Here is a 26,491-nt window from a genome sequence, read left to right on the forward strand (position 1 = left end):
GCTTAAAGGCCCAGCATCAACTGCAGGTTCTGGACCGCAGCGCCGCTGGCGCCTTTGCCCAGGTTATCCAAGCGGGCAACCAACACAGCGTGCGCAAAGCCATCCGCCTTCGCATCGTTGGCGAACACGCGCAACTCCAGTTTGTTGGTATCAGCCAAGGCAACGGCGTCGAGCTTGAGGTCGACTGTCACGGGTTCCACCGTCACCCATTCGCTCCCCGCGTAGTGCTTGGCCAAGGCGTTGTGCAAGTCTTGCGCACTCGGTTGGCCGGGCAGTGTGTCCAGGTGCAGAGGCAGTTGAACCAGCATCCCCTGAATGAAATTGCCCACGGAGGGCACAAACAAGGGCCGGCGGGTCAGGCCGGTGTACTTCATGATTTCAGGAATGTGTTTGTGCTTCAGTCCCAGGGCATACAGTTCAAACGGAGGCGCAGATCCTTGTTCATAGGCTTCGATCATGGCGCGACCGCCGCCGGAATAGCCGCTCACCGAGGGCAGACACACCGCAAAGTCAGCAGGTAGCAAGCCGGCATCGATCAGGGGGCGTATCAACGCGATGGCGCCTGTTGCGTAGCAGCCGGGGTTGCTCACTCTTTGCGCATTGGCGACCGCATCGCGCTGGGCCGCAGCCAGCTCTGGGAAGCCGTACACCCAGGTCGGATTCACTCGATGCGCGGTCGACGCGTCAATGATGCGGGGGCCGGGCTTGCCGGTTTCCTGTTCCAGCGCGTCAATCATCGCGACTGTGTCTTTGGCGGCATCGTCGTGCAGGCAAAGAATCACCATGTCGGCCTGTGCAATCAGGGCGCGCTTTGCTAGCGGGTCTTTGCGCAATGCAGGCTCAATGCTGATCAGTTCGATCTGGGGCATCGTCTGCAGACGCTCCCGGATTTGCAAGCCGGTGGTACCGGCTTCGCCGTCGATAAAGATTTTTTTCATGGTGTAAGCAAGGGGCAAATATTGCGCATCAAACTGGTGGATGCGTGGGGCATGAACGACCCGGAATGCACCAGCTGTAAGCGTCGCACAAGTATTGTGCGTCGCAGCATGATACATTCGCGGGTTGATGTGTCCAGTGCCGCGCGGTGATTACATCCTCGTTACCACGCGGTGAACATAGTCCTGTCCCAGAGAGAGACGTCATGAAGATTCACGAGTACCAAGGCAAGGAAATCTTGCGCCAATTCGGTGTGCCGGTGCCCCGCGGCATTCCGGCCTTTACAGTGCAAGAAGCGGTGGAAGCCGCTCAGAAACTCGGCGGCCCGGTGTGGGTTGTCAAGGCACAAATCCACGCAGGTGGTCGCGGCAAAGGCGGCGGCGTGAAGGTTGCCAAATCGATTGACGACGTCAAGCGCCTGGCTTCGGAAATCCTGGGCATGCAGCTCAAGACTCACCAGACCGGCCCCGAAGGCCAGAAGGTCCGTCGCCTGTACATCGAAGACGGCGCGGACATCAAAAACGAACTCTACGTTTCGCTGGTAACAGACCGCGCGACGCAAAAGGTTGCTCTGATCGCGTCCAGCGAAGGCGGCATGGACATCGAGGAAGTGGCGCACTCCACCCCCGAGAAGATCATCACCGAGATGATTGACCCGCTGACCGGCATCACCACCGAGCAAAGCAAGAAGGTGGCTGCGGCTATCGGATTGACTGGTGCCTCCGTGGATCAGGCAGTGGATATCTTCGCCAAGTTGTACAAATGCTACATGGACACCGATGCGTCCCTGGTGGAAATCAACCCCCTGAACTGCGACAGCAAGGGCAATGTGATGGCCCTGGACGCGAAGTTCAACTTCGATTCCAACGCCTTGTTCCGTCACCCTGAAATCGTGGCATACCGCGACTTGGACGAAGAAGATGCAGCCGAAGTGGAAGCCTCCAAATTCGACCTCGCTTACATCAGCCTGGACGGCAACATTGGCTGCCTGGTGAACGGTGCCGGCTTGGCCATGGCCACCATGGACGCCATCAAGTTGTTCGGCGCTGAGCCTGCCAACTTCTTGGACGTGGGTGGCGGAGCTACCCCCGAGAAGGTCACCGAAGCCTTCAAGATCATGTTGAAGAACGACAAGGTCAAGGCCATCCTGGTCAACATCTTTGGCGGCATCATGAAGTGCGACACCATTGCCACTGGCGTGATTACCGCCTGTAAGGCCGTGAACCTGTCCGTGCCCCTCGTGGTTCGCATGAAGGGTACGAACGAAGAGCTGGGCAAGAAAATGCTGGCCGAGTCTGGCCTGCCCATCATCAGCGCCGACAGCATGGCTGAAGCGGCTCAAAAAGTTGTCGCAGCAGTGAAAGGCTAAGGAAACATCATGTCGATCTTTATCAATAAAGACACCAAGGTCATCACCCAAGGCATTACCGGCAAGACAGGCCAGTTCCACACTGAAAAGTGCCAGGAATACGCAAACGGCAAAAACTGCTTTGTGGCTGGCGTGAACCCCAAGAAGGCTGGCGAGTCCATCTTCAATATCCCAATCTACGCATCCGTCAAAGACGCCGCTGCAGAAACCGGCGCTACCGTGTCCGTGATCTATGTGCCACCGGCCGGTGCTGCGGCAGCCATCTGGGAGGCTGTAGAGGCTGACCTAGATCTGGCGATCTGCATTACCGAAGGCATTCCCGTCAAGGACATGCTGGAAGTGCGCAACAGGATGAAGGCCAAGGAAGCGGCTGGCGGCAAGAAAACCCTGTTGTTGGGACCCAACTGCCCTGGCCTGATCACTCCCGATGAAATCAAGATCGGCATCATGCCCGGTCACATTCACCGTAAAGGTCGTATTGGCGTTGTATCCCGTTCCGGTACGCTGACTTACGAAGCAGTGGCTCAGTTGACCGAAATCGGTCTGGGCCAGTCTTCTGCAGTCGGTATCGGCGGCGACCCGATCAACGGTTTGAAGCACATCGACGTGATGAAAGCATTCAATGACGATCCGGATACCGATGCGGTCATCATGATCGGCGAAATCGGCGGACCCGATGAAGCTGAAGCTGCGCGCTGGTGCAAGCTGAACATGAAGAAGCCTGTGGTTGGCTTCATTGCAGGGGTGACCGCTCCTCCCGGAAAGCGCATGGGCCATGCTGGCGCTTTGATTTCTGGCGGTGCTGACACTGCGGATGCCAAGTTGGCTGTGATGGAAGAGTGTGGTTTCAAAGTGACCCGTAACCCATCTGAAATGGCGAAGTTGTTGAAGGCTTTGCTCTAACTGCCGGTAAGATGGCCCCTCTGTGCGAGGGGTGACTTGTTAAGGCAAGGATGCCCAGTTCGCAAGACTGGGCATTTTTTTTGAATTTGACGGAAGCGCCATGGAAATACTGCAACACGCTGACTTTTGGATCGGTCTGATCAAGATCGTTTGGATCAACATTATTTTGTCCGGGGACAACGCTGTTGTGATTGCTTTGGCAGCGAGGTCTCTGCCTGCGGAACAACAAAAGAAAGCGGTGCTTTTTGGCTCCGGCGCAGCCGTCGTGTTGCGGATCGCATTGACGGTGGTGGCTGCAAAGTTGATGCAGATCTCTTTCCTGCAGATCGTTGGAGGCCTTTTGCTGCTGTGGATTGGCGTTCAGCTTTTGACTGAGGGCGACGATGAAGACCACGCTGACGGTGCAAAAGGCGGCTTGATGGCAGCAGTACGGACCATTTTGATTGCCGATCTCGTGATGAGTCTGGATAACGTGATCGCGGTCGCCGCTGCAGCGCAAGGCAGCATGGTCTTGCTGATCTTGGGCTTGGCCATCAGTATCCCCTTGGTAATTTTCGGCAGCACATTGATGATCAAGTTGATGGAGCGCTTCCCGGTCATCGTCACCTTCGGTGCTGCATTGATCGGCTGGGTCGCCGGCGAGACCATCGTGAGCGACACGGCCCTGAAGGGTGCGCTGGAGTCTTATTCATGGTTGCATTGGGGTGCTGCAATAGCTGGAGCCCTATTTGTGCTGGGTGCGGGTAAGGTTTTGAATCGTCCCAAGCTTGAAGTGACGCACTAAACTGCTCATCGAGCGCTAACAAACAGGCCACTTGTCGTGCTTTGTCTCCTTTTGTCAAAAAGGCTCCAATAGTGCGTACGAGTGCCTTGTTCAGCTCTCGAGCCTCTGCTAACGTGCTACACAAATGGCCGTTAGCACCTTCTTGCTGGGCTGAGATGGAATAACTGGGGGCAAAGTGGCTGGGAAAAAGGCAAAGAAATCGGAATTCTGGCGAACGGACTGGTTTGCAGGGCTTTTTCTCATTCTGATTGCCACTGTCGTTTACGCGGCCACGGACTTTGCCGGTGGCTTGGAGCGCCGGTTCTACGACTTCGCCAGTACGGCCAGCAATCGACAGCCCTCGGACCGTATTGCCATCATCGCCATCGATGACCAGAGCGTGTCCAATTTGGGTCGGTGGCCGTGGCCCCGCACCTACCAGGCAAATTTGATCGATTTGTTGGCACAAGCCAAAGCCAAGACGGTAGTTCAAACCATTTTTTTCTTTGAGCCTCAAAAAGACCCGGGCTTGGTTTATATCCAGAAACTCAAAGACTTGGTCGGTAATCCGGATCCCGCATTAGGCAACAATGAAGCCATCGCACGAACCTTTGCGGAAGCTGAGGCAGCGCTGGATACTGACACGGCGCTGGCTAAAAGTCTGCACAACGCAGGCAATGTTGTATTGCCCTCCGTGTTCACACTTGGGGAACCTCAAGGGAAAGCAGACAGTCCCTTGCCTCCTTTTGTGTTGTCTCAATCCTTGGATGAGGTTTCTGGTTTTTCTCTGCCGGCAGTGCGCGGCCAGTATCCCATCGACTCACTAGGCAACGAAGCCGCTGCGGTGGGGCATTTGAACCAATTCAATGATCAGGACGGAGCTGTACGCACAGAGCCTTTGCTGGTGAACTACTTCGGTAAAGCGGTTCCATCCATTGCGCTGCTCGCAGCGATGAAGAGCTTGAATTTGACGCCGGCCGACATCCGCCTGAACGAAGGTGAGTCTGTGCAGCTTGGACGTTTGAAGATCAAGACAGACAGCTCGGCCATGATGTCTCCTCAGTTCTACAGGGACCGTGACGGTCGTCCGGCATTTCAGGTGGACTCTTTCTACGATGTAGTAAGCGGGAAGATTCCGCTTGGCAAGTACACCGACAAAATTGTGATCATTGGAGCGACTGCAGCAGGAGTCGGTGTTCAGTTTCCTGTTCCCGGGCATGCTGCCTTGTCGCCTGCGGAAACTATTGCGCACATCACATCGAGCATCCTGAGCGAGCACTTTATTGTCCAGCCGGTTTGGGGTGTTTGGGTGATTCTCATTTCGATGTTAGTGGTGGCTGTGTATGTGGTTTGGGGCCTGCCGAAGCTTTCTGCTGGAGCAGCAGCGCTGATGACGGTTGGCATTTTCTTGGTTTTGGTTCTTGCAGAGTACGGCTTGCTGGCTGGGGCATCCATCTCGCTCCAGTTACTGTTGCCGGCACTCGTGCTGATAACAGGGCACGTGGGACTAACCACCAAGCGCTTTCTGATGACAGAGGCGGGCAAGGCGAAATCAGACGAAGAGTCTGCAGAGACTAACCGCATGATGGGCCTTGCACTCCAAGGACAAGGTCAATTGGACATGGCCTTTGATCGTTTCCGGCGCGTGCCTGCCAGTGAGGCGGTTTTGGGCAATCTCTACAGCCTTGCGCTGGACTTCGAGCGAAAACGTCAATTCAACAAAGCGCACTCGGTGTACGAACATATCGCTGCAACAGATGTGAATTTCAAAGACGTGCAGCAAAAGTTGAATCGCGCAAAACACCTCTCGGAAACGGTCATTCTGGGCGGTGGTAGTCACCCCGGGGGTACCATGCTCTTGGATGGTACGTCCATGGAAAAGCCCATGCTGGGCCGCTATCAGGTGGAGAAAGAGTTGGGCAAAGGCGCCATGGGCGTTGTTTATCAAGGGAAAGATCCCAAGATCGGTCGGGTAGTTGCTATCAAGACGATGGCTTTGAGCGAGGAGTTTTCCGGAGATGATCTGGTGGATGCTCGCGAACGGTTTTTCCGTGAGGCAGAAACGGCTGGCCGCTTACAGCATCAGAACATTGTCACGATATTCGATGCAGGTGAAGAGCATGACCTCGCGTATATCGCAATGGAGTTCCTCAAAGGCAGCGATTTGGCTGAACACACCAAACCGGGCACTTTGATGCCCGTATCCACGGTAGTCAGCGTGGTGAGTCGAGTCGCTCAGGCGCTTGACTACGCGCACCGACAACAAGTCGTGCATCGTGACATCAAGCCCGCGAACATCATGTATGAGCGCGATACTGATACGGTCAAAGTAACGGACTTTGGTATCGCAAGAATCACAGACAGCAGTAAAACGAAGACTGGACTGGTCCTTGGAACTCCCAGCTTTATGTCGCCAGAGCAATTGGCGGGAAAAAAGGTGGATGGTCGGTCTGACCTTTATTCATTGGGGGTCATGCTGTATCAATTGCTGACAGGTGTGTTGCCATTTCGTGGTGAATCCATGGCGGAGTTGATGTACAAAATTGCCAGCGAAGAAGCTGCGGATGTCCGCATTCATCGTTCTGACTTGGCAGAGGCACTCGCTATTGTTGTGAAGAAAGCTATGGCCAAGCAGCCGGAGAGCCGATACCAAACTGGTGGAGCTTTTTCCGATGATCTCCTGCGTTGCATGCCAGAATTTGAGTCTGTAACTTCCACCACAACGAGCAAACAGGATTCGTCTGCGGCATTTGAGAAGACGGATGCATTTCTGAGTTCGGATACACAAAGCGCAACTTCATTCGAGGCCACGCAAATTTCCCGCGGTCCTGACATAGAAATATAAGAACAATGAATTATCAATTTCATGCGGTAACTGACCCAGGTCGTGCCCGCGATAACAATGAAGATTCCGTTGCGTTTGACGAGGAGGCACTGGTGGCAGTGCTGGCCGATGGAATGGGTGGTTACAACGCCGGAGAGATCGCCAGTGGCATGGCCACCGCATTTATCAAGTCGGAGTTGAGCCGCTGGTTGATTGAAGCGGGCGCGTTAGCTCAACCCAAGGAAATCCGCCGAGCCATGGAGATATGCGTTGATAACGCAAATTTGGCGATTTACAACTCGGCAAACGCCAACCCAGCTTTTGCAGGCATGGGGACCACTCTTGTTTTAGGTGTATTCAAAGAGGGGCGACTGCTGGTAGGGCATATCGGGGATTCCCGATGCTACAGACTACGTTCCAATTCTTTAGAGCAAATCACCAAGGATCATTCGCTCTTGCAAGAGCAAATTGACGCTGGCTTGATCACTCAGGATCAAGCTGCTGTGTCGCCGATCAAGAACCTAGTCACGAGGGCTTTAGGGGTTGAACAGGCGGTCATGCTGGAAGTCAATGAGTTCAGTGTGGAGCCGGGTGATTTGTATCTAATGTGCTCAGACGGCTTGTCAGATATGGTGACTGACGAAGTAATCGCTAGAATTGCTTGCGAGGCGTCAGGGCTGGATCAAATTGCGGGACACCTTGTTACTGCTGCCAATGACAACGGTGGCAAAGACAATATTTCTGTTTTGATGATTGCCGTGAATGAAGCAGCCGAGAAAAAAGGCTTTATCGCCAGGTTGCTAGGGAAGTAAATTCAAGTGTTTTCCAGAAACAATTACAGGAAAAGGAGTCGATCATGCCGAAAATGATCGTGTCGATCGATGAGGTCGTGATCAAAGAAGTGCAAATCACCAAAGACCGTACAACTTTGGGACGCAGGCCTTATAACGATATCGTGATTGATAACTTGGCTGTCAGTGGCGAGCATGCCGTCATCCTGATGGCTGGGGCAGACATTTTTCTGGAAGATCTCAACAGTACCAACGGTACCTACGTAAATGGGAAGGCTGTTAAAAAACAGCAACTGCGCCATGGCGACGGGATCGAGATTGGCAAGTACAAGATCAAGTTCATGGCCGATGGCGTGGCGGACAATTTTGATAAAACCATGGTGGTTCAGGCAAGACCTGCTGTCACTGCTGCGCAGCCATTGAATTCCGGTTTCTCTACAGTTGCAGGCGATTCCCAGGGTCTTGGTGCATTCCATGCTGCGATCAAAGTGCTTTCTGGTGCTGCCTCAGGCCGTGAAGTACCCTTGACCAAGGTAGTTACTACGATTGGCAAACCAGGTGTTGCTGTCGCTGCGATTACACGCAGACAGCAGGGCTTCGTTGTCCATCATGTGGAGGGTGCGGGTAATCCTACTTTGAATGGCGCTCCCATCGGGGCGGACCCAGTGCCGCTCAAAAATGGAGATTTGGTGGAGTTGGCGGGCACGCAAATGCAGTTTGTTCAGCACTGACGTGTAGCTTCGGGCCTCTGGTAGTGATTCTCTAGGTGCTCGTTGACTGTGAACGGAATAAAAAGACATTGGCCGCGAATCGCGGTCACACTCATTCCGCTGATCTTTGCATTACTTCATGCCGTTGGAGTGCTGCAGCTTAGCGTGTTGCAACGACTCGATGACATCATTTACGACACCCGTCTTCGAGCGACGATGCCAAAGTCGATGGACGAGCGCATCGTCATCGTTGATATTGATGAAAAAAGTCTTGCATCAGTAGGTCGCTGGCCTTGGGGCAGAAATAAGCTGGCCGACCTGGTCAATAAGCTGTTCACCGAACACAAAATTGCCATCTTGGGCGTCGATGTGGTCTTTGCAGAACCAGACGACAGTTCCGGTCTTCAACAGTTGAAAGAGCTAGCCAAAAGCGAACTCAGTGATCAACCTGTCTTTCTGGCAAAGTTACAGGATTTAAGCCCACGCCTTGATTACGATGGCGTATTTGCCAGTGTTCTAGCGGGAAAACCCATTGTCTTAGGATATTTCTTCACCAATGATCCGCAAGGGCGTTCGAGTGGGGTTTTACCTTCCCCAGTTTTTCTCGAGGAAGCCCTTGCGGGGCGTACTTTGGAAGCACCAGAATGGACTGCTTACGGCTCCAATATATCGAGCTTGGCAGCTGCAGCCCCAATGGCTGGCCATTTCAATTCATTCACAGATCCGGATGGAGTGGTGCGGTCTGTACCTTTAGTGGCCCATTACAAGAACGCCTATTTCGAGTCTCTGTCCCTGGCTATGTTTCGGGCGATCGTAGGCATGCCGAGGATTACCCCTTCGTACTCCAAAGAGACTTTTCTTCCAAAGGCATTTCAGGGTGTGGACAAAATGTTGCTGGTACAAGGGGACAAAACCCTTGGAATACCGGTTGACAGACGTGGCGGTGCACTTATTCCATTTCGTGGAGCCGGAAATGCCCAAGGGGGATCCTTTCAATATGTGTCTGCTGCTGACGTCCTACAAAACCGAATTGCGACGGGGAAGTTAAAAGACAAAATTGTTTTGCTGGGGACTACGGCATTGGGATTGTTTGACATGCGAGTCACACCTGTGGGGGAGGCCTATCCCGGGGTTGAAACGCACGCAAATATGCTCTCTGCACTTCTGGATGGACACGTACTAGTAAAACCTGACTATGCCATGGGATACGAACTGGTTGTTTTGGTTATTTCTGGTCTCGTTTTGGCGATTGGTCTCCCTTTACTTTCGGCACTGAGAGCCGTCATTTTGAGCACAGGCGTACTCGTTTGCTTATTGCTCATGAATATATGGCTCTATCTCGGATACGGACTTGTATTGCCATTGGCGGGCGCATTAGCTATGACAGTAACCGCTTTTGCATTGAATATGAGTTACGGTTACTTTGTGGAAAGTCGATCCAAGCGGGACCTCGCTAATCTGTTCGGAACGTATGTTCCGCCTGAACTGGTGGACGAGATGGTTCAGGACCCGGACAGCTATAGCATGAAGGCCATGAATCGTGAAATGACCGTAATGTTTTGTGACATGCGTGGTTTCACGAACATGTCTGAAGCCATGGAGCCATTGCAGTTGCAGCAGATGCTGACGGGAGTATTTAGCCGACTAACGTCTGTGATCCGGGCCAATCGGGGCACTATTGATAAATACATGGGTGATTGTGTGATGGCTTTTTGGGGCGCCCCGGTCGAATCTGAGGATCATGCTCAGCTAGCCGTAAAGGCATCTATTGAAATACTACAGGTCGTACGGGAAATTAACCAAGAGCATCATCTGGCGGGGCTTCCTCAGATCGGCATTGGAATTGGAATAAATACGGGCTCCATGTGTGTTGGAGACATGGGATCCGACATACGACGAAGCTACACCGTAATCGGAGATGCTGTGAATCTAGGTTCGCGCCTCGAATCACTTTCAAAAGTATATGGAGTCGACATAGTTGCGAGTGAGATTACCAAAAAAAATACTACCGGAATAATTTGGCAGGAACTAGACAAAGTCAGAGTTAAGGGGAAGGAGCAAGCGGTAAAGATTTGGAGCCCGTTAAGTAATGATGTTCAGATATCTTCATCCTTATCAGATGAAGTGAAGCTTTGGACACAATTCTTAAAGATGTATCGAAGTCAGCTCTGGGATCAGGCGGATGTGGCATTGTTGAATGTAAGCCGTCTCAGTCCAAATAAGTTTCTATATCGACTCTACGCGGAACGAGTGGCTTCAATGAGGTATCTGCCGTATGACTCCGAGTGGGATGGGGCAACAAATTTTGAAACTAAGTGACTAAAGGCGAATAAGGTGAAAATACGTGTGCTGGGATGCTCGGGCGCTATTGCTAAGCACTGTAGAACCACTTCTTTTCTACTAGGTGCCAAAGTGTTAATTGATGCTGGCACAGGAGTCGGAGATCTGACACTTGATGAGATGCAAAAGATTGATCATGTGTTTTTAACGCACTCTCATTTAGATCACATCGCAGCTTTGCCGTTAATGCTGGATGCTGTGGGTGCAAGACGAGACAAGCCGATATCTTTATATGGGCTGCAATCGACTTTAGATGCACTTAAGACCCACATTTTTAATGATGTGATCTGGCCTGACTTCTTGAAAATACCCAGTGCCGAGTCACCCTTTTTGAGGCTGTTCCCCATCGAAGTTGGACAACAGACGCTAGTGGATGGTTTGTTGGTCGAAGCATTACCTGCTCAACATTCAGTACCTGCACTCGGGTACGCCGTTTCAAAAAACGGGCCATGCTGGGTATTTACTGGGGATACAGGCAACTGCACTGATTTGTGGTCGAGAGTCAACCAGCTCAAGGTCGGAATGCTGGTCATTGAGACGGCGTTCAGTAACAAAGAAATGGAACTTGCTGTGTTGAGTGGTCATCTCGCACCTGACTCTATGGTTGTGCAGCTCGATTATTTGCGGTCCGATAGAAATTTTCCTATCTTCATCACACACACTAAACCAGCAGAGACAGAGCTCATCATGAGAGAAATAGAGCAGCTAAATGATTCGAGTTCTGCACGGCGGTGCTATGAAATCCACTGGCTTAATGCCGGACAGGAATTTTCACTGTGAGCGAATCAGGTAAGGAATTAATTATGAACTCCTCCAGTGAGCAAGCATTTTTTGAATCTCAAAAACTGCAGACAAAGAAAAGAGGAATGACCTTTGAGGCATTGTTTTATCGGCAACTTCACCAGGTGACAGCTCGGATCCATGATACCGAAAATATTGAGCAAATCATGTTGGAGACGAGTCAGGATATTTGTAAATTATTAAATGCAGATCGCCTTACTCTGTATGCACTTGGTGCTGACGGTATCTCAATCATCTCAAAAGTAAAGACTGGATTGAATACGAGCAGAGAGCTAAAACTCCCAATCTCACCGCAAAGTATCGCTGGCTATGCCGCATATAGCAAATCAGCGGTCAATATCAATGATGTCTATGACGAAGAGGCTCTGCGGAGAATACATCCCGCGTTAAACTTTCTAAAGGAGGTAGACAAGCGATCTGGTTACCGCACCAAGCAAATGATGGCTGCTCCGATTTTGGAAGGTAGCACTTTGCACGGCGTTCTTCAGGTCATAAATAGCAAGAGTGATGAGCCGTTCGGAGAGCTTGAGGTCGATGGTGTCTCTGAGTTATGCAAAACTTTGGCAACCGCGATCAGACAGCGTTTGAAGCGTTCAGAATCACAGCCAAGGCGCAAACTTACAAAGTACGACAATTTGGTTGAATGCGGCCTTTTGTCTGAAAGCGATTTGCAGCAACTTGTGCAGGAGTCCCGAGACGACGGCAATTCACTGGAACACCTCATCATTACTCGTACAGGATTACAGCCGGGACAAATTGGACCAAGTTTGGCGCAATTCTTCGGAGTGCCTTATGAATCTTTCAATGCGGGTCGAATAAGGTCTGAAGCCTTGCATGGAGCAATGAAACGGGAGTTTCTCGAAGAGCAGGGCTGGATTCCTTTGGAGGAGTCGCCTGAGGGCCTGGTAATTATGTGCGTTGATCCGGAGGCTGTAAAAGGCTCCCGCGTTGTACCTCAAGTATTTCCTCGTATCCACAAGTTCGCGTATCGGGTCACTACAAAAACCGAGTTCACGGAAACGCTTTCCCAGATTTTTGGTGCTGAAACTGATAGCAGTACGATCGATCAGCTGCTTGCCGACATGGATGGAGGGCCCATTGATGACGGCAGTAATGATGAGTCACTGGAGTCTGCTGCTGCCGATAATGAATTGGTAAAGTTTGTCAATAAGGTGATTATTGATGCCTATCACCAAAAAGTATCGGATATCCATATCGAGCCAATGCCCGGTAAGTTTAAGACCGGAATTCGTTTTCGAATTGATGGCAGTTTGGTTCCTTATGTCGAGGTGCCAGCGCATTTCCGGCAAGCAATGGTTACGCGGTTGAAGATAATGTGTGACTTGGATATATCGGAGAGACGAAAGCCGCAGGATGGAAAGATCAAATTCAAGAAATACGGACCGCTGGATATTGAATTGCGGGTGGCAACGATTCCTTCCGCAGGGGGCGTCGAAGATGTAGTGATGCGGATACTGGCAGCAGGCGAGCCCATCCCACTTGAGAAACTAGGACTCACTGCCCACAACAAGACGCGGCTTGAGTCAACTGTCAGCAAGCCTTACGGATTGTTTTATGTTTGTGGTCCCACAGGATCGGGAAAGACTACTACTCTCCATTCCATATTGAAATTTCTGAATACGCCAGACACCAAGATCTGGACAGCCGAAGATCCAGTGGAAATTACTCAAAAAGGTCTGCGCCAAGTACAGATTAACAAAAAAGCGGGAATCGACTTCGCGTTGGTTATGCGCGCCTTCTTGCGTGCAGACCCTGACATCATCATGGTGGGTGAGTCCCGTGACAAAGAGACTGTGTCAATGGGTGTGGAGGCTTCATTGACAGGTCACATGGTGTTTTCGACCCTGCATACGAACTCTGCGCCAGAATCGATCACCCGCCTGTTGGATATGGGAATGGACCCATTCAACTTTGCCGATGCCCTGTTGGGAATCCTCGCCCAACGACTTGCAAAGAAACTCTGCGATTGCAAGGAGGCCTATGTCCCCACTGCGGACGAGCTCCGCCTTTTTTGTAAGGAATATGCAGAAGAGCTGCGGAATACTAAGTCCTGGCAAGCTAACTACGAACTTGAATTAAAGAAGTTGCTAGACCAGTGGACTAACGCCTACGGTGAAGGCGGACAGCTCAAGCTCTATCGTGCTGTGGGATGCGATAAGTGCAACAAGTCGGGATACAAAGGTCGTATCGGCTTGCACGAACTGATGGTTGCAGAAGCTGATTTGAAAAAGCTCATCCAAGAACGTGCAAGAGTAGCGGAGTTGTTCTCATGTGCAGTAGAGACTGGAATGAGAACACTCAAAATGGATGGAATGGAGAAAGTGCTGATGGGCTTGACCGACCTGAAGATGGTGAGGCAGGTGTGCATAAAGTAACAAAAATGCTCTCGCGATGTCATCCCACGGATTGATAGAGAAATGACGCTCAAAAAAGGTGACAATTATGTCAAAAAACTCTAGATTTTGATTTATTTGGACTTGGCACAGAATGTGCTTGCTTTGGGGACCTATTTTCTTAAAAGGAGTCCTTCATGAAGCGTTCTATCCAAAAAGGTTTTACCCTTATCGAATTGATGATCGTTGTGGCGATTATCGGTATCTTGGCTGCTGTTGCTTTGCCTGCTTATCAAGACTACACAACTCGCGCTAAGGTGTCTGAAGTAATTTTGGCTGCTTCCTCTGCAAAAGTCGGTGTCTCTGAATATGCACAAACCTACAACACAATGCTCGCGGCAAGCGTGAACGCTGCCAACGTGGTTGCCACACAATCTTCTAAGTACGTTTCCAGCGTGGCGTATTCAGACGGTGCAACTGCCGGTTCCATCGGACGTATTATTGCAGTTGCTGCGAATATTCCAGGTGCAACTGGTGGCGGTGTGATGTTAACTGGCACCATTGCCAATAACGGTCAAGTTGATTGGGTGTGTTCAGCAGCACCAGCTAATGCAAGCGGCGTGAGTTTGGCACTACCTACGAAATACTTGCCTGCTAGTTGCAAGTAATAAGTTTGTACAAAAAAAGGCTCCTTCGGGAGCCTTTTTTGTTTTAAGGACAAAAGAGAATCATTATGGTTATCAGTGATAGAAAGCTAAAGGTGAATAGTGCGCTCCTTTTTGGCATATGGACCTGCTTTCTCTCAGTAAGTTGGCTTGTTCCAAACCACAATTATCCGTGGGCCTCGTTCCATATGGATGCATGGATATCGCTGGTATATCTTATACTGGCGGCAGCAACATTTGGTTTTTTCTCGAAAGAGAAGATAATGAAGGCCGGTGGAATTCCAGTAATCGTTGCGGGGATTCTGGTATTGATTACAGTTCAATACTACCTTGGTCAAATACTTCAAGCTGGAAATTATGTGATCAGCTCGATGTATTTATTTGGATTCCTTCTAGCGTGGATTGTTGGTGCTCACAACACAGGTAGACAAAGATACCAAGTGCTAGATGCTACGGCGGCTGCACTTATCATTGCATCCATAGTTTCAGTTGCATTGCAGCTTAATCAATGGCTTCAGATTTATGATTTTGAAATATGGTCAATGGGTGGGGGGGAAAGCCGTCCGTATGCCAATTTAGGTCAGCCAAATCAACTTGGCACAATTTTACTGTGGGGGGTTTTTTCAACTTTGTGGCTCGCAGACAGTAAAAAACTAAGTACTAAAGTTGTATCACTCGCAATAGTCTTCATGCTGTTTGGCGCGGCTATGACAATGTCGCGCACAGTTTGGTTGAATATACTCCTATTCGGGATCATTGGGTTGACGAGAAAAGCAACACTAGTGACGAAAGAAAATAAGTGGCGTATTGCTCTATCACTCGCCTACTTTTGCTCACTAATTTTCTTTGTCCGCTGGTTCACTAATTTCTACTGGCAAGCAACTCCTCAAATGAACTGGATAGACCTGACTACAGTGGGTAGCGCAAGTCGACCCGCTATTTGGGCTTTCTTTGTTGATGCCGCAAAACAGCAATGGCTTTGGGGGTATGGATGGAATCAAACAGGTTACGTCCATATGACGCTTGCTTTGGCACATGAGCCTCTTCACGAATATTTTACCAGTGCACATAACCTATTGCTGGACCTAATGCTGTGGTGTGGAATGCCAATTGCGTTAATTGTTGTGGGGTACTTGATATATTGGATGTATAGCAGAATCTCTTTCGTGACAGATAAGAAAGAACTAATTTTGTGGTTCATGGTTATGGTCGCTTTGGTCCACTCTATGCTGGAACTGCCACTTCATTACGCTTACGTGCTATTGCCTTTGGGGACAATTATGGGCTCATTGGATGGGATGCGAGGAATTAGAGGTTTTTTTTCGGTGAGTAAAGCGACAATCAACTCTATGGTGGTGATTATTTTTGTTTTGCTTATAATTTTGATTGCTGAATACCGGCAGGTGGAGCATCAATATTTATTATTGCGCTTCAAGTGGGCAAATGTAGTAGCTGAACAGCCGACTACACCAGATCTCGTATTGTTAACTCAATTAAGGGATGTAATTGATCTCGCGCTTGTCGATACGGAAGTTGCTATTCCGGACGATCAATTCAAGGTAATGCAGAATGCACTCTATCTTTTTCCTAATGTCGGTTTCTTCCAATTGCTAGCATTGACCGAGATAAAGCGAGGGAACTACGGGCAGGCCCGGAATTACCTCGAAACGATGTGCTCTGTAAACTCGCCCGGCGTGTGTTCATCAGTAGGCAGGCGCTGGCAATTAAATGCGAAAAATAATCAAGAAATCGCCAGAATAGAATGGCCTAGGTAAATTGCGTAAGCTGATCGGAAGATATATGGTGATTCATGTGCGCAGACTAGTTTATTTTTTCCTAGTACTGTCGGTTCAACAGAATGTCTCAGCAGCCACACTAGAGCAAACACAGCTTTTGGCACCTGACGTGAGTGTGTTGTCCCAGCGCACAGAGCGCCGTCTCGGCGACCGCATAGTCCGTGACCTGTATCGCGATCCTGACTACCTCGACGACCCGGTCATTTCTGACTACCTTCAAGCAATCTGGCAACCTCTGATGGCGTCTGCCCGCAGTCGTTCCGAGATCACTTCTGAGCTCGATGCTGCGTTCGCATGGCAGCTGCTTCAGGGGCGCGACCGAACAGTAAATGCCTTCGCGTTGCCGGGCGGCTACTTCGGAGTGCATTTGGGTTTGATAGGTATCGTGTCTTCCCGGGACGAATTAGCCTCAGTTCTTGCGCACGAGCTCAGTCACGTCACCCAGCGGCACATCGCACGTTTAATGAGCAAGCAGTCAGAACAAGCACCCTGGTTGGTGGGAGCAATGATCTTGGGGGCATTGGCGGCAAGCAAAAATCCCGGAGGTGCGAACGCGGTCATCGTGGGGGGGCAAGCCGCAGCAGCGCAATCCCAGCTCAATTTTTCTCGCGATATGGAGCGTGAGGCAGATCGCACCGGGTTCGGTGTTGCTTCGGATGCGGGCTTCTCTCCTCAAGGCTTTGTGAGCATGTTCGAAAAGCTACAACAGAGCAACCGTAACAACGACTCCGGTAACTTTCCTTATTTGCGTAGTCACCCTCTGACCACAGAACGAATCGCGGACATGAAGTCGCGTATTCCAGAGGGTGCTTCAACTGCTCCTACAGGCACGCTGGAGCACGCCATGGTGTCTGCACGGGCGCGGCTACTTTCGAACTCCTCAGTAGAAGCCTTGCGGAATTGGTATTCGGAAACCGAGCCTGGCTTGCTTGCAAAGTCGACGAGCTCGCAAAAAGTCGCTTCTCTTTACGGAGCCACGTTGGCCGCGATCAAATTGCGGGACTTTTCGAGGGCGCTCGCGTACTCCAATAGCTTGCAGACGCTTGTGGCGACCGACGCGCCAGCAAAACGTCAATCGCGGTACCTCCGGGCGGAGCTTTTCATGGCAGAGGGTAAGCCAGATGCGGCACTGAGCACCTTGGAATTCAATGCTGCCCCCAAAACACGAGCTGACTTGCTGCTCTGGATGCCGTTAAAAGTCGCAACAGGACAAGCTGATGTTGCCGCCGACGCCGCACAGCTCTGGTTGATTGACAACCCAACAGACGCAAGTATGTGGCAACAGCTCGCCAGTGCCCGGGCGTCTCAGGGCCGTATGGTCGCAGCCGTGCGTGCCGAAGCGGAAGTCAATATCGCGTATTTCGACTACGCAGCGGCAGTGAGCCGGTTGAAGGCCGCGCAATTGCTCTACAGATCAAGCCCCCAAAATGCTGACCACATCGAAGCCTCCATCGTCGATGTACGTCTGCGCCAGGTGGAGCAATTACTTCGGGAACAGGCTGTCGAGCGCTGAGTTGATGATCATTCCGGCCACGGTGTACAGGAGTGAGCCAATCAGTGCGGCACTGAAATCGCGCACCTGAAATCCATCCAACAAGCCTGCCGCCCACCAGAACATCAGCGCGTTGATCACGAAAAGAAACAAGCCCAAGGTGATCAGGGTGACAGGCAGCGTCAGAATGACCAACACCGGTCGCAGCAAGGTGTTGAACAGCCCTATCACCACCGCGGCGATCAAGGCAGAGCCAAAGCTCTGAACTTCCACCCCGGAATACAAATGCGCCACAGCCAGCAGGGCCATGGCGCTTAACAACCATTTGCTAAGTAACTTCATGGCCTCAGCATAGCACCGAGGCCCTAGGCGGCAAGGTTAGTGCGCTGAGCGCTCAGCAGTTGCAGATCGCTTCTGGCTCCACCAGCCGGCACCCAACACCGCTGCAATCGCCAGCGCATAGAGCGCCCAGCGTGTCATGCTTTGTGCATCGGTTGCGCCGCTATCTGTGCCGAATACATTCACCAGCCATGGCTCATGAACCACCATTTTTGCGGCAGTGAATGCAAGCACAGCGGCACCCAGTTGGATGATGACCGGGAAACGCTCCACCAGTTTAAGCACCACATTGCTGCCGAACACCACAATCGGCACACTAATCAGCAAGCCGATGATGACCAAGTCCATGGCACCGTGTGCCGCACCGGCTACACCCAGCACATTGTCTACGCCCATCAAAGCATCAGCCACGATGATGGTCTTCATGGCACCCCAGAACGTGGTGGCGGACGGGCCGTCATGCTCGTCACCGCCTTGATCTGCCAGAAGTTTGTAGGCAATCCACAGCAGTCCCAAGCCGCCTACCAGCATCAAACCAGGAATCTTGAGCAGCCAGACCACACCAAGCGTCATCGCAGAGCGAACCACGATGGCGCCCACGGTGCCCCAGACGATGGCTTTTTGTTTCAAAGCCGGGGGAAGGTTGCGCGCAGCCAGCGCGATCACAATGGCGTTGTCACCGGCCAGCACCAGATCAATCAACACAATGGCCAACAAAGCGGACCACCAGGGGGCGGACATGAATTCCATGAGAGTACCTCGCAACGAACGAAAAAGCCGCTGCAGGTGGAGGAGTGGCAACCACGACCCCGCCTGCAAAAAGGCGTGAATCGAAGGTCTTGCTCGAATGTTCCGACCGAACACCCCGACAGACCGGAAGCTTGTCGCTTCGTATTGACGATCTGCCAAAACGGCTAAATGCCGCTTGGAGCTACTCCCCTCCGGAGAAGTGGGGAATATAACAACGTAACTTTTAGGCCTATAAAAAAGAGGGCTTTCCGGTCCGACGGCAAATGCAGGTCATCGCAAGGAGCCGGGCCACGTTTCGGAGTCCCCGGTATATGATGCGCCTCCCCCGAAACCAGAGACATATCCATTGGCAGGCATACACATCACCGATATCGAGTCGGCCATCAACTTCTGGCGAGCGCGTGAACCCTCTCCGGATGGGGTGTCCCTGCCAGCGCCCACTCGCGCCTTGGCCGAGGTGTATGCCTTGCTGATCTACTACCACGAGACGGAGGCGGACGAATTCAGCATGCCGCCCAAAGCACTGGCAGCGTGGCAAGCCTGGTATGACTCGACACCTGATACGCCTTGCATCGCGATTTGTTCCACCAGCCAAGGCGATGAGACCTGCAAAGGTTGCGGACGCACCTTTGAAGAAGTGCAACTATGGCCGGAGATGCGCCCTGCCGAAAAGCGCGCTACCTGGCGCCGCATCACCCTGGATGCCAGCTCATGGCGCTTTAACCGTTACGCCGAGCGGGCAGCAGAATCCAAGTCATTAGCGTGATTTGCTGCTGATTTGATAGCGCCTCGCGCATATTGGATGGGCGCTAGGTGCCTATTTGGCTTGAAAGCTGGGGGCCTTATTTCCAGCGGATAGGTTCAATATCCACGGTGTTGCTACCGTTTCCCAGCATTAAAACGCCCTCCTGAACGGTCGCTTGCAATTGCATGCTGCGGGCAGCCAGTTTGGCCAATGCCTGGGATGTCACAGAGGGGATGCGCCACACCTGCAATTTGTCCAAGCGAGTGAGCTTGGTCTCAATCCCCTTCCACCAGATGTCCGCCGAATGCGCGAAAGGATAGAGCAACACGGAGTCGGCTTTGTTGCAGGCCTTGGAAATCGGCTTGTCTTCCGGCTGGCCCACTTCAATCCACAGACGTTTCTGCCCGGTGAAGTCCGTCAGCGACACATCGGGATCTTCCGGATCCGACAACCCCGCCCCGAAGGCTAGCGTGCCGTCTCCATTGCAGACGCTTTGCAGCTTATGGGCGTTGAACGCCAGGGCCACCAGACGAACCATCATGCGCTCGTCCGTCTCGCTGGGGTGGCGAGCCAGTGTGAGCGCGTGGTCTGCGTAGTAGCTGTTTTCAATGTCTGCAATCTGCAGATTGGCTTTGTAGATGGTGGATTTGAGTGCCATGGCGTGCCAGTAAGGGGGAGTGGGCGTGGAACACCGCGGAACCGGCTAAGCCGGGCCGCTGGTGCTGTCCCCCTACCAGGGGGAAGCGGCGAATGCCGCTCAGGGGGTCACACGCGCTTTGCGAGTTCAGAGGCCTTGCCGGTATAGCTACTGGGCGTCATGGCCAGCAAGCGCTCTTTCTCGGCCTCGGGAATGTCCAGACCCGCAATAAAGCCTTGCATCAGCTCGCGCGTCATGGCAGCACCCCGGGTGAACTTCTTGAGTTGCTCGTACGGCTGGGGCAATCCGAAGCGGCGCATCACGGTCTGGATGGGCTCGGCCAACACTTCCCATGAGGAATCCAGGTCTTCGGCGATGGCGGATTCGTTGATCTCGAGCTTGTTCAAGCCGGTCATCAGCGAGCTGTAGGCCAGCACGGCATAGCCCAAGGCTACGCCCATGTTACGCAGCACGGTCGAATCGGTCAGGTCGCGCTGCCAACGGGAAATCGGCAGCTTTTCGCTCAGATGGCGCAACAAGGCATTGGCTAAGCCCAGATTGCCCTCGGCGTTTTCAAAGTCAATCGGATTGACCTTGTGCGGCATGGTGGACGAGCCCACTTCGCCGTCCTTGAGCTTTTGTTTGAAGTAACCCAGCGACACATAGCCCCAGATGTCGCGGCTCAAGTCCACCAGGATGGTGTTGGTGCGTGCGACAGCGTCAAACAGTTCCGCCATGTAGTCATGCGGCTCGATCTGGATGCTGTAGGGTTGAAAGGTCAGGCCCAAGCCCAGCGGTTCGGGGGTCTCCACCACTTTCTTGCTGAAAGCTTCCCAATCAAAGTCAGGCCAGGCACTCAGGTGGGCGTTGTAGTTGCCAACGGCGCCGTTCATCTTCGCCAGAATCTTCACGTTGGCAATGCGGTCGCAGGCGGCTTGCAGGCGGACGACCACGTTGGCCATTTCCTTGCCCACGGTGGTGGGGCTGGCGGTCTGGCCATGGGTGCGGCTCAGCATGGGCACATCGGCGTAGGCGTGGGCCATGTCCCGCAGCTTGAGCACAATTTTGTCCAGAGCGGGCAGGACGACAACATCCCGCGAAGCGCGCAACTGCAAGGCATGGCTGGTGTTGTTGATGTCTTCGCTGGTGCAGGCAAAGTGCACGAACTCACCGGCTTTTTCCAGTTCGGGACGGGCTTCGAACTTGGACTTGATCCAGTATTCAACCGCTTTTACATCGTGATTGGTCGTCTTTTCAATAGCCTTAATGGCTTCACCGTCGGCTTCCGAGAAGTTTTTCACCAAGCCCAGCAGGTAGGTGCGGGCGCCGGGAGTCAGGGGTTTGAACTCTTCAAAGCCAGCGTCGCTCAAGGCGATAAACCAGGCCACTTCCACTTGCACGCGACGGTGCATATAGCCCAGCTCACTGGTCAGGGGGCGCAGGGTAGCGAGTTTGGCGGCGTAACGGCCGTCCAGCGGAGAGAGGGCGGAAATGGCGGAGAAGGTCATCCCCCGATTGTAGGTTGTGCGCCACGGACAACCCCGCACACCTCAGCGGCAACCCCCGCTGGATAGAATCACCCTTCAAGCAACTGCAAAGTCCTCATGAAACTTATCGGATCCACTTCCAGCCCCTTCGTTCGCAAAGTTCGCGTCGTGATGGCCGAGAAGAAGCTCGATTACGCCCTGATTCAGGAAGACGTCTGGTCGGCTGAAACCCGCATCGCGGACTCCAACCCGCTGGGCAAAGTGCCTTGCCTGATCATGGAAGGCGCGGAAGCCCTGTTTGACTCCCGCGTGATCGTGGAGTACCTCGACACCCTGTCCCCCGTGGGCAAGTTGATTCCTGCGGTAGGCCGTGAGCGCGCCGAAATCAAAACCTGGGAGGCACTGGCGGATGGCCTGATGGAGGCTGCGGTGCTGGCCCGTCTGGAAGCCACATGGACAGGCCGGACCAAGGCTCAACGCAGCCAAGTCTGGATAGACCGCCAAATGCTCAAGGTGAACGATGCCCTTAAAGCGATGGCCCGTGGCTTGGGCGACAAGCCTTTTTGTGCAGGTATCCACCTGAGCCTGGCCGACATCGCGGTGGGCTGCGCTTTGGGCTATCTGGACTTCCGTTTCCCTGATATTCAATGGCGTGAAGATCACCCCGGCCTGGCCAAGCTCTTTGAGAAGCTGGCGCAGCGCCCCAGCTTCGCGGATACCGTCCCGGCCTAAGCCCTGTGCGGCTTTGCAGCCTGAATAGCGCTGCGGGCCGCGTGTTTACAAGGCATTACACAAATACGCTCGCCAAAAGGCGGGGGCTTCACTACAGTCTCTCCACTATGCCGACGTATAAAACTGTCTACAAATGCCGCGAATGCGGGGCCACCAGCTACCAACAGGTGATTGAACGGGCCGCCAGCGGAGCCCTCAAGCCGACCGGTCAGTACAAATGCACGGGTTGCCGCAATGTGTTCGCAAGCCTGCGTGCCTGGTGGGAGCCTCGCCGGCAAGTGGACTTTCAATCCAGCAAACTGACGCCCCTGGAAATTTCCTCCCAGTGAGGCGGTTCAGGCCCAACGGGGAGGCTAGGCCTTAGCTGTTCGCCCGCTTTTTCAGCCAGCGCATCACACCGCCGACCACCGGCAATTTCTCGTAGAGCTCTTCAGCAGCATCCCAGTAGTCGCGGTGCAAGGTCACCAGACCCGCCTCATTGAACACCACATGGGTGGCGCCCAGAATCACCTGCTCGGTGTCTGGTGAAAATCGTTTGAACCGGAAGCGGAACTCCCAGGTCAAAAAACACTGCGGGCCCTGGACCACCCGCTCCAGCACCACAAACCGCGGTTGATCGAGCGCCACAAACATGTGGCTGAAGATGCGCTGAATGTCCGCCAACCCAATCACGTCGTTGAATGGATCTTTGAAGCGCGCATCGGCGGCATAAATCCTGGACAGCCCCGCTACGGTGTCCGGCGTGATGTGCTCAAAGAAATCCACCATCCGCTGCACGGCAGATTGGTGTGATTCAGCGTTTGATTGCTGGGTGCTCATAAGGTGGCGCGCCGTACCAGCGCAAAAAACAAGCGGTCCGGCAGCTGGCGCAGCAGCTGCATCCACAAGGTAAACCGCCTCGGAAAGTGAATCTCAAACCGGCCCTTGGCCCAGCCCTTCACCATGGCGTCTGCGGCTTGAGCGGGCGTGATCAGTGCGGGCATGTCAAAGGCGTTGTTGGCAGTCAGAGGCGTCTGCACAAAGCCGGGACTGATGAGTGACACCCCCAGTCCCTTGTCCCTCAAGTCGAGGTACAAGGTCTCTGCCAAATTGATCAGTGCCGCCTTGGTGGGACCATAGGCCAGGCTGTTGGGCAGGCCGCGGTAGCCGGCCACACTGCCCACCAGGCTGATGTGCCCGTGCCCTTGCGCCAGCATTGCCGGGGTAACGGCTTGCAGCACATAGAGCGCACCTAGGTAGTTCACTCGCATGTGGCGCTCCATGTCCGACACGTCCATCTCATATGCCCGCATGGCGTTGTAATGGCCGGCGCAATAGATCACGCAGTCCAAAGGCCCAGCGGCCAGCAACGTGTCGACCGCCGCTTGCACTGCGGCCTGGTCTGAGGCATCCAGCACCAGCGCCCGGCTGCCGGGATGGCGAGTGGCGAAATCTTGCAGTGCAGCTTCCTTTCGGGCCGACACCGTGACCTTGGCGCCCAAGGCGTGCAGTGCTGAGGCGGTGGCCTCCCCGATGCCGCTCGACGCACCAACGATCCACACAGACTTTCCCTGCCAATCCACCATGGGAGGGTTCAGGGGTTGGAAGAAACCTCTGGAGGAACTATTTGCTATATTTTTTGTAGCTGCTCGCGCTGAATCGGCGGGCGCAAAGGTGTTTTTTTGCATACATCAGCGTTTGGTAAACGACAGCGTGACTTCGCCCAGCTTCACCCCGAATTTGCTCATGGTGGCCTTGTTGAGCATGACCTTGTCGGTCATCAGGTACATCCAGTCGTCAAAACGCACCTCGTACACGTTGCCGTCCACCGGCAGGCTCAGGGTGTAAGTCCAGTAAAACGCGTTGCCCCGGGCTTGGCCTTGCGCGGTACCGATCACATCGCCTGCGGTTCCCGTGTACTTGCCGTCGGGCAGCTTGGTGAGGCGCCACACCCGTTTTTGGGTGGTTCCGTCGGAGTAGGTGAAGTCCTCGTCCAGCACGCCCTCGTTGCCCTGCCAGCTGCAGTTCATGACCACGGTAAAGCGCTTCACCACAGCCCCGGAGCGATCGGTGAAAACGCCGTAGGCATCCAGCGTGCCGTTGAAGTATTGCTTGAGGTCCAGCTCCGGCTTTTCGGTGCGGTACTGGTCGATGTTTTGGGAGGCGCAGCCCCCCAGCATCAGGGCGCTACCGGTGGCGGCAGCAAGGAGCAGGCGTCGTTTCATGGGGACCTCCGCAGAACAAGGGTGGTGAGCAATGCTGCTGCGATGGCTTTCAGGGCACAGGGCAGCAGGCAGTAGGCGAATGTGAGGGTGTTCAGAGCCTGGGCATCCCGGGCGCCGGGCGTGTAGCCCAGCCATGCCAATGCCGGCAGTGCCACACCGGCAGCCAGTGCCAGGTTGAGTTTGGTCGCAAAGTTCCACCAGCCGAAGTAGGCGCCCTCGGCCCGGCCTCGGTCCCCCTCACCGGCGATGACTCCCGCCAATAGGGCGCCGGGGATAGTGAGGTCGGTGCCGAGTGCCACCCCGGAGAGCGCGCACACCAGAATAAACGGCAGCGTGTCGCCAGCGCCCAGCAGGGAGGCAAACACAAACACGGCGATAGATAACACCATGCCCGCCAGCCAGGTGCGGGCCAACCCTATGCGCGCCACCAGCTTGAGCCACAGCGGGATTGCCAGTGCTGCGCACACAAAGTAGCTGCCCAGGAATAGCGGCTCGCTGTGGGGCGAGGCTTGCAGCCGGTCTTGCACGAAAAACAGGATCAAGGTCGCCGGTACAGCGCTTGCAATGCCGTTTACGACAAACACAGCCAGCAGGGCGCGGAAGGCAGGGCGGGTGAACGGCAGCCAGATGGAGGCTGCTTCTGTGGGTACCGTCGAATCGGCTTCCACGGGCGCTGCGAGTGGTCGTGGTGCGCGTGTCCAGGCCCACCAACCTGTAATAAGTGCTATGAAAAACAGAGCTGCTGTCGCAGGCAGGCCGAGCGCTACAGGCGCAATAGATGCCAAAACCACTCCAGCCAGCCCCAAGCCCTCGCGCCAGGCCACGACCCGGCTGCGGTAGTGCTCGTCTCCGCCCAGCATGGCGCCCCAACTTTGGTGGCTGATGCTCAGGAAGCTGTAGGCGGCATAGGTAAACAACAGGCACACGGTGGCCCAGACCAACAGCGCCTGGGTGCCTTGCACCGGCGGGAAGAACAGCAGATAGAAGCCGGCGCCCAAAAGTGCACAAGCCAACGCTGCGCGTTGGAGCAAGGTGGTAGCACCCCGCAGGTAGAGCTTGTCGCTCCATCGACCCAGCAGCGGGTCTATCAAGGCGTCCAACAAACGCGCAACCAGCAGCACCAAGCCCAAGGCAGCCAGTGGCACACCGAAGGCTTTGGCGTAGTGGTTGGGCAGGATCACATACAAGGGCAAGGCCACAAACGCCAAGGGCAGCCCCATCAGTCCGTATCGCCAACCCTGGCCGGCTGGCAAATGCGACAAGGTGGCGCTCATGGCGCGACGCCGGCCAGCAGCTCCGCGCGCAAACGAGGCTCACTGGTGTGATCGGCCAACCAGATACCAAAGAACAAGCGACTGAACTCCGGGTCCTTGATGCCAGGGCGGGGCTGACCATTCAGCCAGAACTTCGCGCCTTGACTGGGCACATGCATGCCGGTGATGCGGTCAGCCGCTTTCACGTCCGCAAAGGCCGCGTTCATGGCGGCCAGCCAGCGGTCCGCAGTGTCCTGGCTGATTGGGCCCCCGCGGCGCATTTCGTCGAGCGAGCGTTGGGCGATGGCATTGCCGCTCAGACTTCGCAGATAGTTCAGCTCCAGGGCAAGCGGGCTCTGCCAGAAAGCCGCAGGCTTGAACCCCGCCGTCACCCAAAGGCGTGCGTCATAGATGTTGAGCCCGAAAAAGCGCATGCGCGTGCTGCCCGCCAGACTGGCGCCCGGCAGCTCGCTGCCGACTTCCGCCGGTGGAGCGCTGCTGCCTTGAGCCGCTGCCTGCAGAGTCAGCACGGGCATGAAGCAGGCGGCACTCAATGCAAGGTAGGTACGGCGCAGGAGCGGACGTGACATGCGTGGGCTT

General features: G+C 53.9%; 25 protein-coding genes. 15 read left to right on the forward strand and 10 right to left on the reverse strand.

What is annotated here, in order from left to right; all coding sequences use genetic code 11:
* Positions 1-2: 2 nt before the first annotated feature.
* Entirely contained in the window at positions 3-938 is a 936-nt protein-coding gene (gene argC, locus ACOAP0_RS11035) for an N-acetyl-gamma-glutamyl-phosphate reductase (protein ID WP_498376441.1), read from the reverse strand.
* Between the two features lie 203 nt (positions 939-1,141).
* Between argC and sucC the strand changes: the two genes are divergently transcribed.
* From sucC to ACOAP0_RS11095, 12 genes are all read left to right on the forward strand, one after another.
* The gene (gene sucC / locus ACOAP0_RS11040) at positions 1,142-2,305 is read left to right on the forward strand and encodes an ADP-forming succinate--CoA ligase subunit beta (RefSeq protein WP_498376442.1); all 1,164 of its coding nucleotides are present in this window, start codon (positions 1,142-1,144) and stop codon (positions 2,303-2,305) included.
* 9 nt (positions 2,306-2,314) lie between these two features.
* Positions 2,315-3,208: a succinate--CoA ligase subunit alpha gene (gene sucD / locus ACOAP0_RS11045; RefSeq protein WP_313868320.1), complete on the forward strand. Its 894-nt coding sequence runs from the start codon at positions 2,315-2,317 to the stop codon at positions 3,206-3,208.
* A 100-nt stretch (positions 3,209-3,308) separates the two neighbouring features.
* Positions 3,309-3,992: a TerC family protein gene (locus ACOAP0_RS11050; RefSeq protein ID WP_087495915.1), complete on the forward strand. Its 684-nt coding sequence runs from the start codon at positions 3,309-3,311 to the stop codon at positions 3,990-3,992.
* A gap of 175 nt (positions 3,993-4,167) precedes the next feature.
* Positions 4,168-6,816: a CHASE2 domain-containing serine/threonine-protein kinase gene (locus tag ACOAP0_RS11055; protein WP_498376443.1), complete on the forward strand. Its 2,649-nt coding sequence runs from the start codon at positions 4,168-4,170 to the stop codon at positions 6,814-6,816.
* Between the two features lie 5 nt (positions 6,817-6,821).
* Complete coding sequence (locus tag ACOAP0_RS11060) at positions 6,822-7,607, forward strand: Stp1/IreP family PP2C-type Ser/Thr phosphatase (RefSeq protein ID WP_498376444.1); 786 nt, start codon at positions 6,822-6,824, stop codon at positions 7,605-7,607.
* A 44-nt stretch (positions 7,608-7,651) separates the two neighbouring features.
* The gene (locus ACOAP0_RS11065) at positions 7,652-8,317 is read left to right on the forward strand and encodes an FHA domain-containing protein (protein ID WP_498376445.1); all 666 of its coding nucleotides are present in this window, start codon (positions 7,652-7,654) and stop codon (positions 8,315-8,317) included.
* Between the two features lie 48 nt (positions 8,318-8,365).
* Positions 8,366-10,615 carry a CHASE2 domain-containing protein gene (locus tag ACOAP0_RS11070; protein ID WP_498391516.1) on the forward strand — a complete coding sequence of 750 codons (2,250 nt, stop codon included), beginning with the start codon at positions 8,366-8,368 and terminating at the stop codon, positions 10,613-10,615.
* A gap of 15 nt (positions 10,616-10,630) precedes the next feature.
* Entirely contained in the window at positions 10,631-11,416 is a 786-nt protein-coding gene (locus tag ACOAP0_RS11075) for a 3',5'-cyclic-nucleotide phosphodiesterase (protein ID WP_498376447.1), read from the forward strand.
* 23 nt (positions 11,417-11,439) lie between these two features.
* Positions 11,440-13,833: an ATPase, T2SS/T4P/T4SS family gene (locus ACOAP0_RS11080; protein WP_498376448.1), complete on the forward strand. Its 2,394-nt coding sequence runs from the start codon at positions 11,440-11,442 to the stop codon at positions 13,831-13,833.
* Between the two features lie 155 nt (positions 13,834-13,988).
* Positions 13,989-14,459 (forward strand): pilin, encoded by a 471-nt coding sequence (locus ACOAP0_RS11085; protein ID WP_498376449.1) that lies wholly within the window; start codon positions 13,989-13,991, stop codon positions 14,457-14,459.
* Between the two features lie 65 nt (positions 14,460-14,524).
* Positions 14,525-16,231 (forward strand): O-antigen ligase family protein, encoded by a 1,707-nt coding sequence (locus ACOAP0_RS11090; RefSeq protein WP_498376450.1) that lies wholly within the window; start codon positions 14,525-14,527, stop codon positions 16,229-16,231.
* Positions 16,232-16,256: 25 nt separating this feature from the next.
* Positions 16,257-17,765 carry a M48 family metalloprotease gene (locus ACOAP0_RS11095; protein ID WP_498376451.1) on the forward strand — a complete coding sequence of 503 codons (1,509 nt, stop codon included), beginning with the start codon at positions 16,257-16,259 and terminating at the stop codon, positions 17,763-17,765.
* Here ACOAP0_RS11095 and ACOAP0_RS11100 read toward each other — a convergent pair.
* Positions 17,736-18,086 carry a phage holin family protein gene (locus ACOAP0_RS11100; protein ID WP_087495925.1) on the reverse strand — a complete coding sequence of 117 codons (351 nt, stop codon included), beginning with the start codon at positions 18,084-18,086 and terminating at the stop codon, positions 17,736-17,738. The two genes, ACOAP0_RS11095 and ACOAP0_RS11100, sit on opposite strands and share 30 nt — an antisense overlap.
* Before the next feature lie 36 nt (positions 18,087-18,122).
* Positions 18,123-18,833 (reverse strand): TerC family protein, encoded by a 711-nt coding sequence (locus tag ACOAP0_RS11105; protein WP_498376452.1) that lies wholly within the window; start codon positions 18,831-18,833, stop codon positions 18,123-18,125.
* 346 nt (positions 18,834-19,179) lie between these two features.
* On the opposite strand from ACOAP0_RS11105, the gene ACOAP0_RS11110 reads away from it, so the two are divergent.
* Positions 19,180-19,599: a DUF3717 domain-containing protein gene (locus ACOAP0_RS11110; protein WP_498376453.1), complete on the forward strand. Its 420-nt coding sequence runs from the start codon at positions 19,180-19,182 to the stop codon at positions 19,597-19,599.
* Positions 19,600-19,675: 76 nt separating this feature from the next.
* On the opposite strand, the gene ACOAP0_RS11115 is transcribed toward ACOAP0_RS11110, so the two are convergent.
* Entirely contained in the window at positions 19,676-20,236 is a 561-nt protein-coding gene (locus ACOAP0_RS11115; RefSeq protein ID WP_498376454.1) for a YaeQ family protein, read from the reverse strand.
* Between the two features lie 107 nt (positions 20,237-20,343).
* Complete coding sequence (gene purB, locus ACOAP0_RS11120) at positions 20,344-21,723, reverse strand: adenylosuccinate lyase (RefSeq protein WP_498376455.1); 1,380 nt, start codon at positions 21,721-21,723, stop codon at positions 20,344-20,346.
* Positions 21,724-21,819: 96 nt separating this feature from the next.
* Between purB and ACOAP0_RS11125 the strand changes: the two genes are divergently transcribed.
* Both ACOAP0_RS11125 and ACOAP0_RS11130 read left to right on the forward strand, forming a co-directional pair.
* Entirely contained in the window at positions 21,820-22,434 is a 615-nt protein-coding gene (locus ACOAP0_RS11125; RefSeq protein WP_498376456.1) for a glutathione S-transferase C-terminal domain-containing protein, read from the forward strand.
* Positions 22,435-22,541: 107 nt separating this feature from the next.
* Entirely contained in the window at positions 22,542-22,763 is a 222-nt protein-coding gene (locus ACOAP0_RS11130) for a hypothetical protein (protein ID WP_087495932.1), read from the forward strand.
* Positions 22,764-22,794: 31 nt separating this feature from the next.
* On the opposite strand, the gene ACOAP0_RS11135 is transcribed toward ACOAP0_RS11130, so the two are convergent.
* From ACOAP0_RS11135 to ACOAP0_RS11155, 5 genes are all read right to left on the reverse strand, one after another.
* Entirely contained in the window at positions 22,795-23,253 is a 459-nt protein-coding gene (locus ACOAP0_RS11135; protein WP_498376457.1) for a nuclear transport factor 2 family protein, read from the reverse strand.
* On the reverse strand, positions 23,250-23,999 hold the full coding sequence (locus ACOAP0_RS11140; protein WP_498391407.1) for an SDR family NAD(P)-dependent oxidoreductase: 750 nt from the start codon (positions 23,997-23,999) through the stop codon (positions 23,250-23,252). The genes ACOAP0_RS11135 and ACOAP0_RS11140 overlap by 4 nt, the downstream gene beginning before the upstream one ends.
* Positions 24,000-24,104: 105 nt before the next feature.
* The gene (locus ACOAP0_RS11145) at positions 24,105-24,638 is read right to left on the reverse strand and encodes a DUF3833 domain-containing protein (RefSeq protein ID WP_087495935.1); all 534 of its coding nucleotides are present in this window, start codon (positions 24,636-24,638) and stop codon (positions 24,105-24,107) included.
* The gene (locus ACOAP0_RS11150; RefSeq protein WP_498376459.1) at positions 24,635-25,912 is read right to left on the reverse strand and encodes an MFS transporter; all 1,278 of its coding nucleotides are present in this window, start codon (positions 25,910-25,912) and stop codon (positions 24,635-24,637) included. The genes ACOAP0_RS11145 and ACOAP0_RS11150 overlap by 4 nt, the downstream gene beginning before the upstream one ends.
* Positions 25,909-26,481 (reverse strand): chalcone isomerase family protein, encoded by a 573-nt coding sequence (locus ACOAP0_RS11155; RefSeq protein ID WP_498376460.1) that lies wholly within the window; start codon positions 26,479-26,481, stop codon positions 25,909-25,911. Before ACOAP0_RS11155 ends, ACOAP0_RS11150 begins: the two co-directional genes overlap by 4 nt.
* Between the last annotated feature and the right edge of the window lie 10 nt (positions 26,482-26,491).

It is taken from the genome of Curvibacter sp. Hmag1.1, assembly GCF_059769165.1.

Bases quoted from the DNA above. Each gene is read 5' to 3' on its own strand.
- ACOAP0_RS11145 (WP_087495935.1), bottom strand. From the start codon at position 24,638: ATGAAACGACGCCTGCTCCTTGCTGCCGCCACCGGTAGCGCCCTGATG.
- ACOAP0_RS11135 (WP_498376457.1), bottom strand. From the start codon at position 23,253: ATGAGCACCCAGCAATCAAACGCTGAATCACACCAATCTGCCGTGCAG.
- ACOAP0_RS11095 (WP_498376451.1), top strand. From the start codon at position 16,257: ATGGTGATTCATGTGCGCAGACTAGTTTATTTTTTCCTAGTACTGTCG.
- ACOAP0_RS11080 (WP_498376448.1), top strand. From the start codon at position 11,440: ATGAACTCCTCCAGTGAGCAAGCATTTTTTGAATCTCAAAAACTGCAG.
- ACOAP0_RS11155 (WP_498376460.1), bottom strand. From the start codon at position 26,481: ATGTCACGTCCGCTCCTGCGCCGTACCTACCTTGCATTGAGTGCCGCC.
- sucD (WP_313868320.1), top strand. From the start codon at position 2,315: ATGTCGATCTTTATCAATAAAGACACCAAGGTCATCACCCAAGGCATT.
- purB (WP_498376455.1), bottom strand. From the start codon at position 21,723: ATGACCTTCTCCGCCATTTCCGCCCTCTCTCCGCTGGACGGCCGTTAC.
- ACOAP0_RS11130 (WP_087495932.1), top strand. From the start codon at position 22,542: ATGCCGACGTATAAAACTGTCTACAAATGCCGCGAATGCGGGGCCACC.
- sucC (WP_498376442.1), top strand. From the start codon at position 1,142: ATGAAGATTCACGAGTACCAAGGCAAGGAAATCTTGCGCCAATTCGGT.
- ACOAP0_RS11100 (WP_087495925.1), bottom strand. From the start codon at position 18,086: ATGAAGTTACTTAGCAAATGGTTGTTAAGCGCCATGGCCCTGCTGGCT.
- argC (WP_498376441.1), bottom strand. From the start codon at position 938: ATGAAAAAAATCTTTATCGACGGCGAAGCCGGTACCACCGGCTTGCAA.
- ACOAP0_RS11125 (WP_498376456.1), top strand. From the start codon at position 21,820: ATGAAACTTATCGGATCCACTTCCAGCCCCTTCGTTCGCAAAGTTCGC.
- ACOAP0_RS11065 (WP_498376445.1), top strand. From the start codon at position 7,652: ATGCCGAAAATGATCGTGTCGATCGATGAGGTCGTGATCAAAGAAGTG.
- ACOAP0_RS11150 (WP_498376459.1), bottom strand. From the start codon at position 25,912: ATGAGCGCCACCTTGTCGCATTTGCCAGCCGGCCAGGGTTGGCGATAC.
- ACOAP0_RS11060 (WP_498376444.1), top strand. From the start codon at position 6,822: ATGAATTATCAATTTCATGCGGTAACTGACCCAGGTCGTGCCCGCGAT.
- ACOAP0_RS11050 (WP_087495915.1), top strand. From the start codon at position 3,309: ATGGAAATACTGCAACACGCTGACTTTTGGATCGGTCTGATCAAGATC.
- ACOAP0_RS11140 (WP_498391407.1), bottom strand. From the start codon at position 23,999: ATGGTGGATTGGCAGGGAAAGTCTGTGTGGATCGTTGGTGCGTCGAGC.
- ACOAP0_RS11090 (WP_498376450.1), top strand. From the start codon at position 14,525: ATGGTTATCAGTGATAGAAAGCTAAAGGTGAATAGTGCGCTCCTTTTT.
- ACOAP0_RS11105 (WP_498376452.1), bottom strand. From the start codon at position 18,833: ATGGAATTCATGTCCGCCCCCTGGTGGTCCGCTTTGTTGGCCATTGTG.
- ACOAP0_RS11085 (WP_498376449.1), top strand. From the start codon at position 13,989: ATGAAGCGTTCTATCCAAAAAGGTTTTACCCTTATCGAATTGATGATC.
- ACOAP0_RS11115 (WP_498376454.1), bottom strand. From the start codon at position 20,236: ATGGCACTCAAATCCACCATCTACAAAGCCAATCTGCAGATTGCAGAC.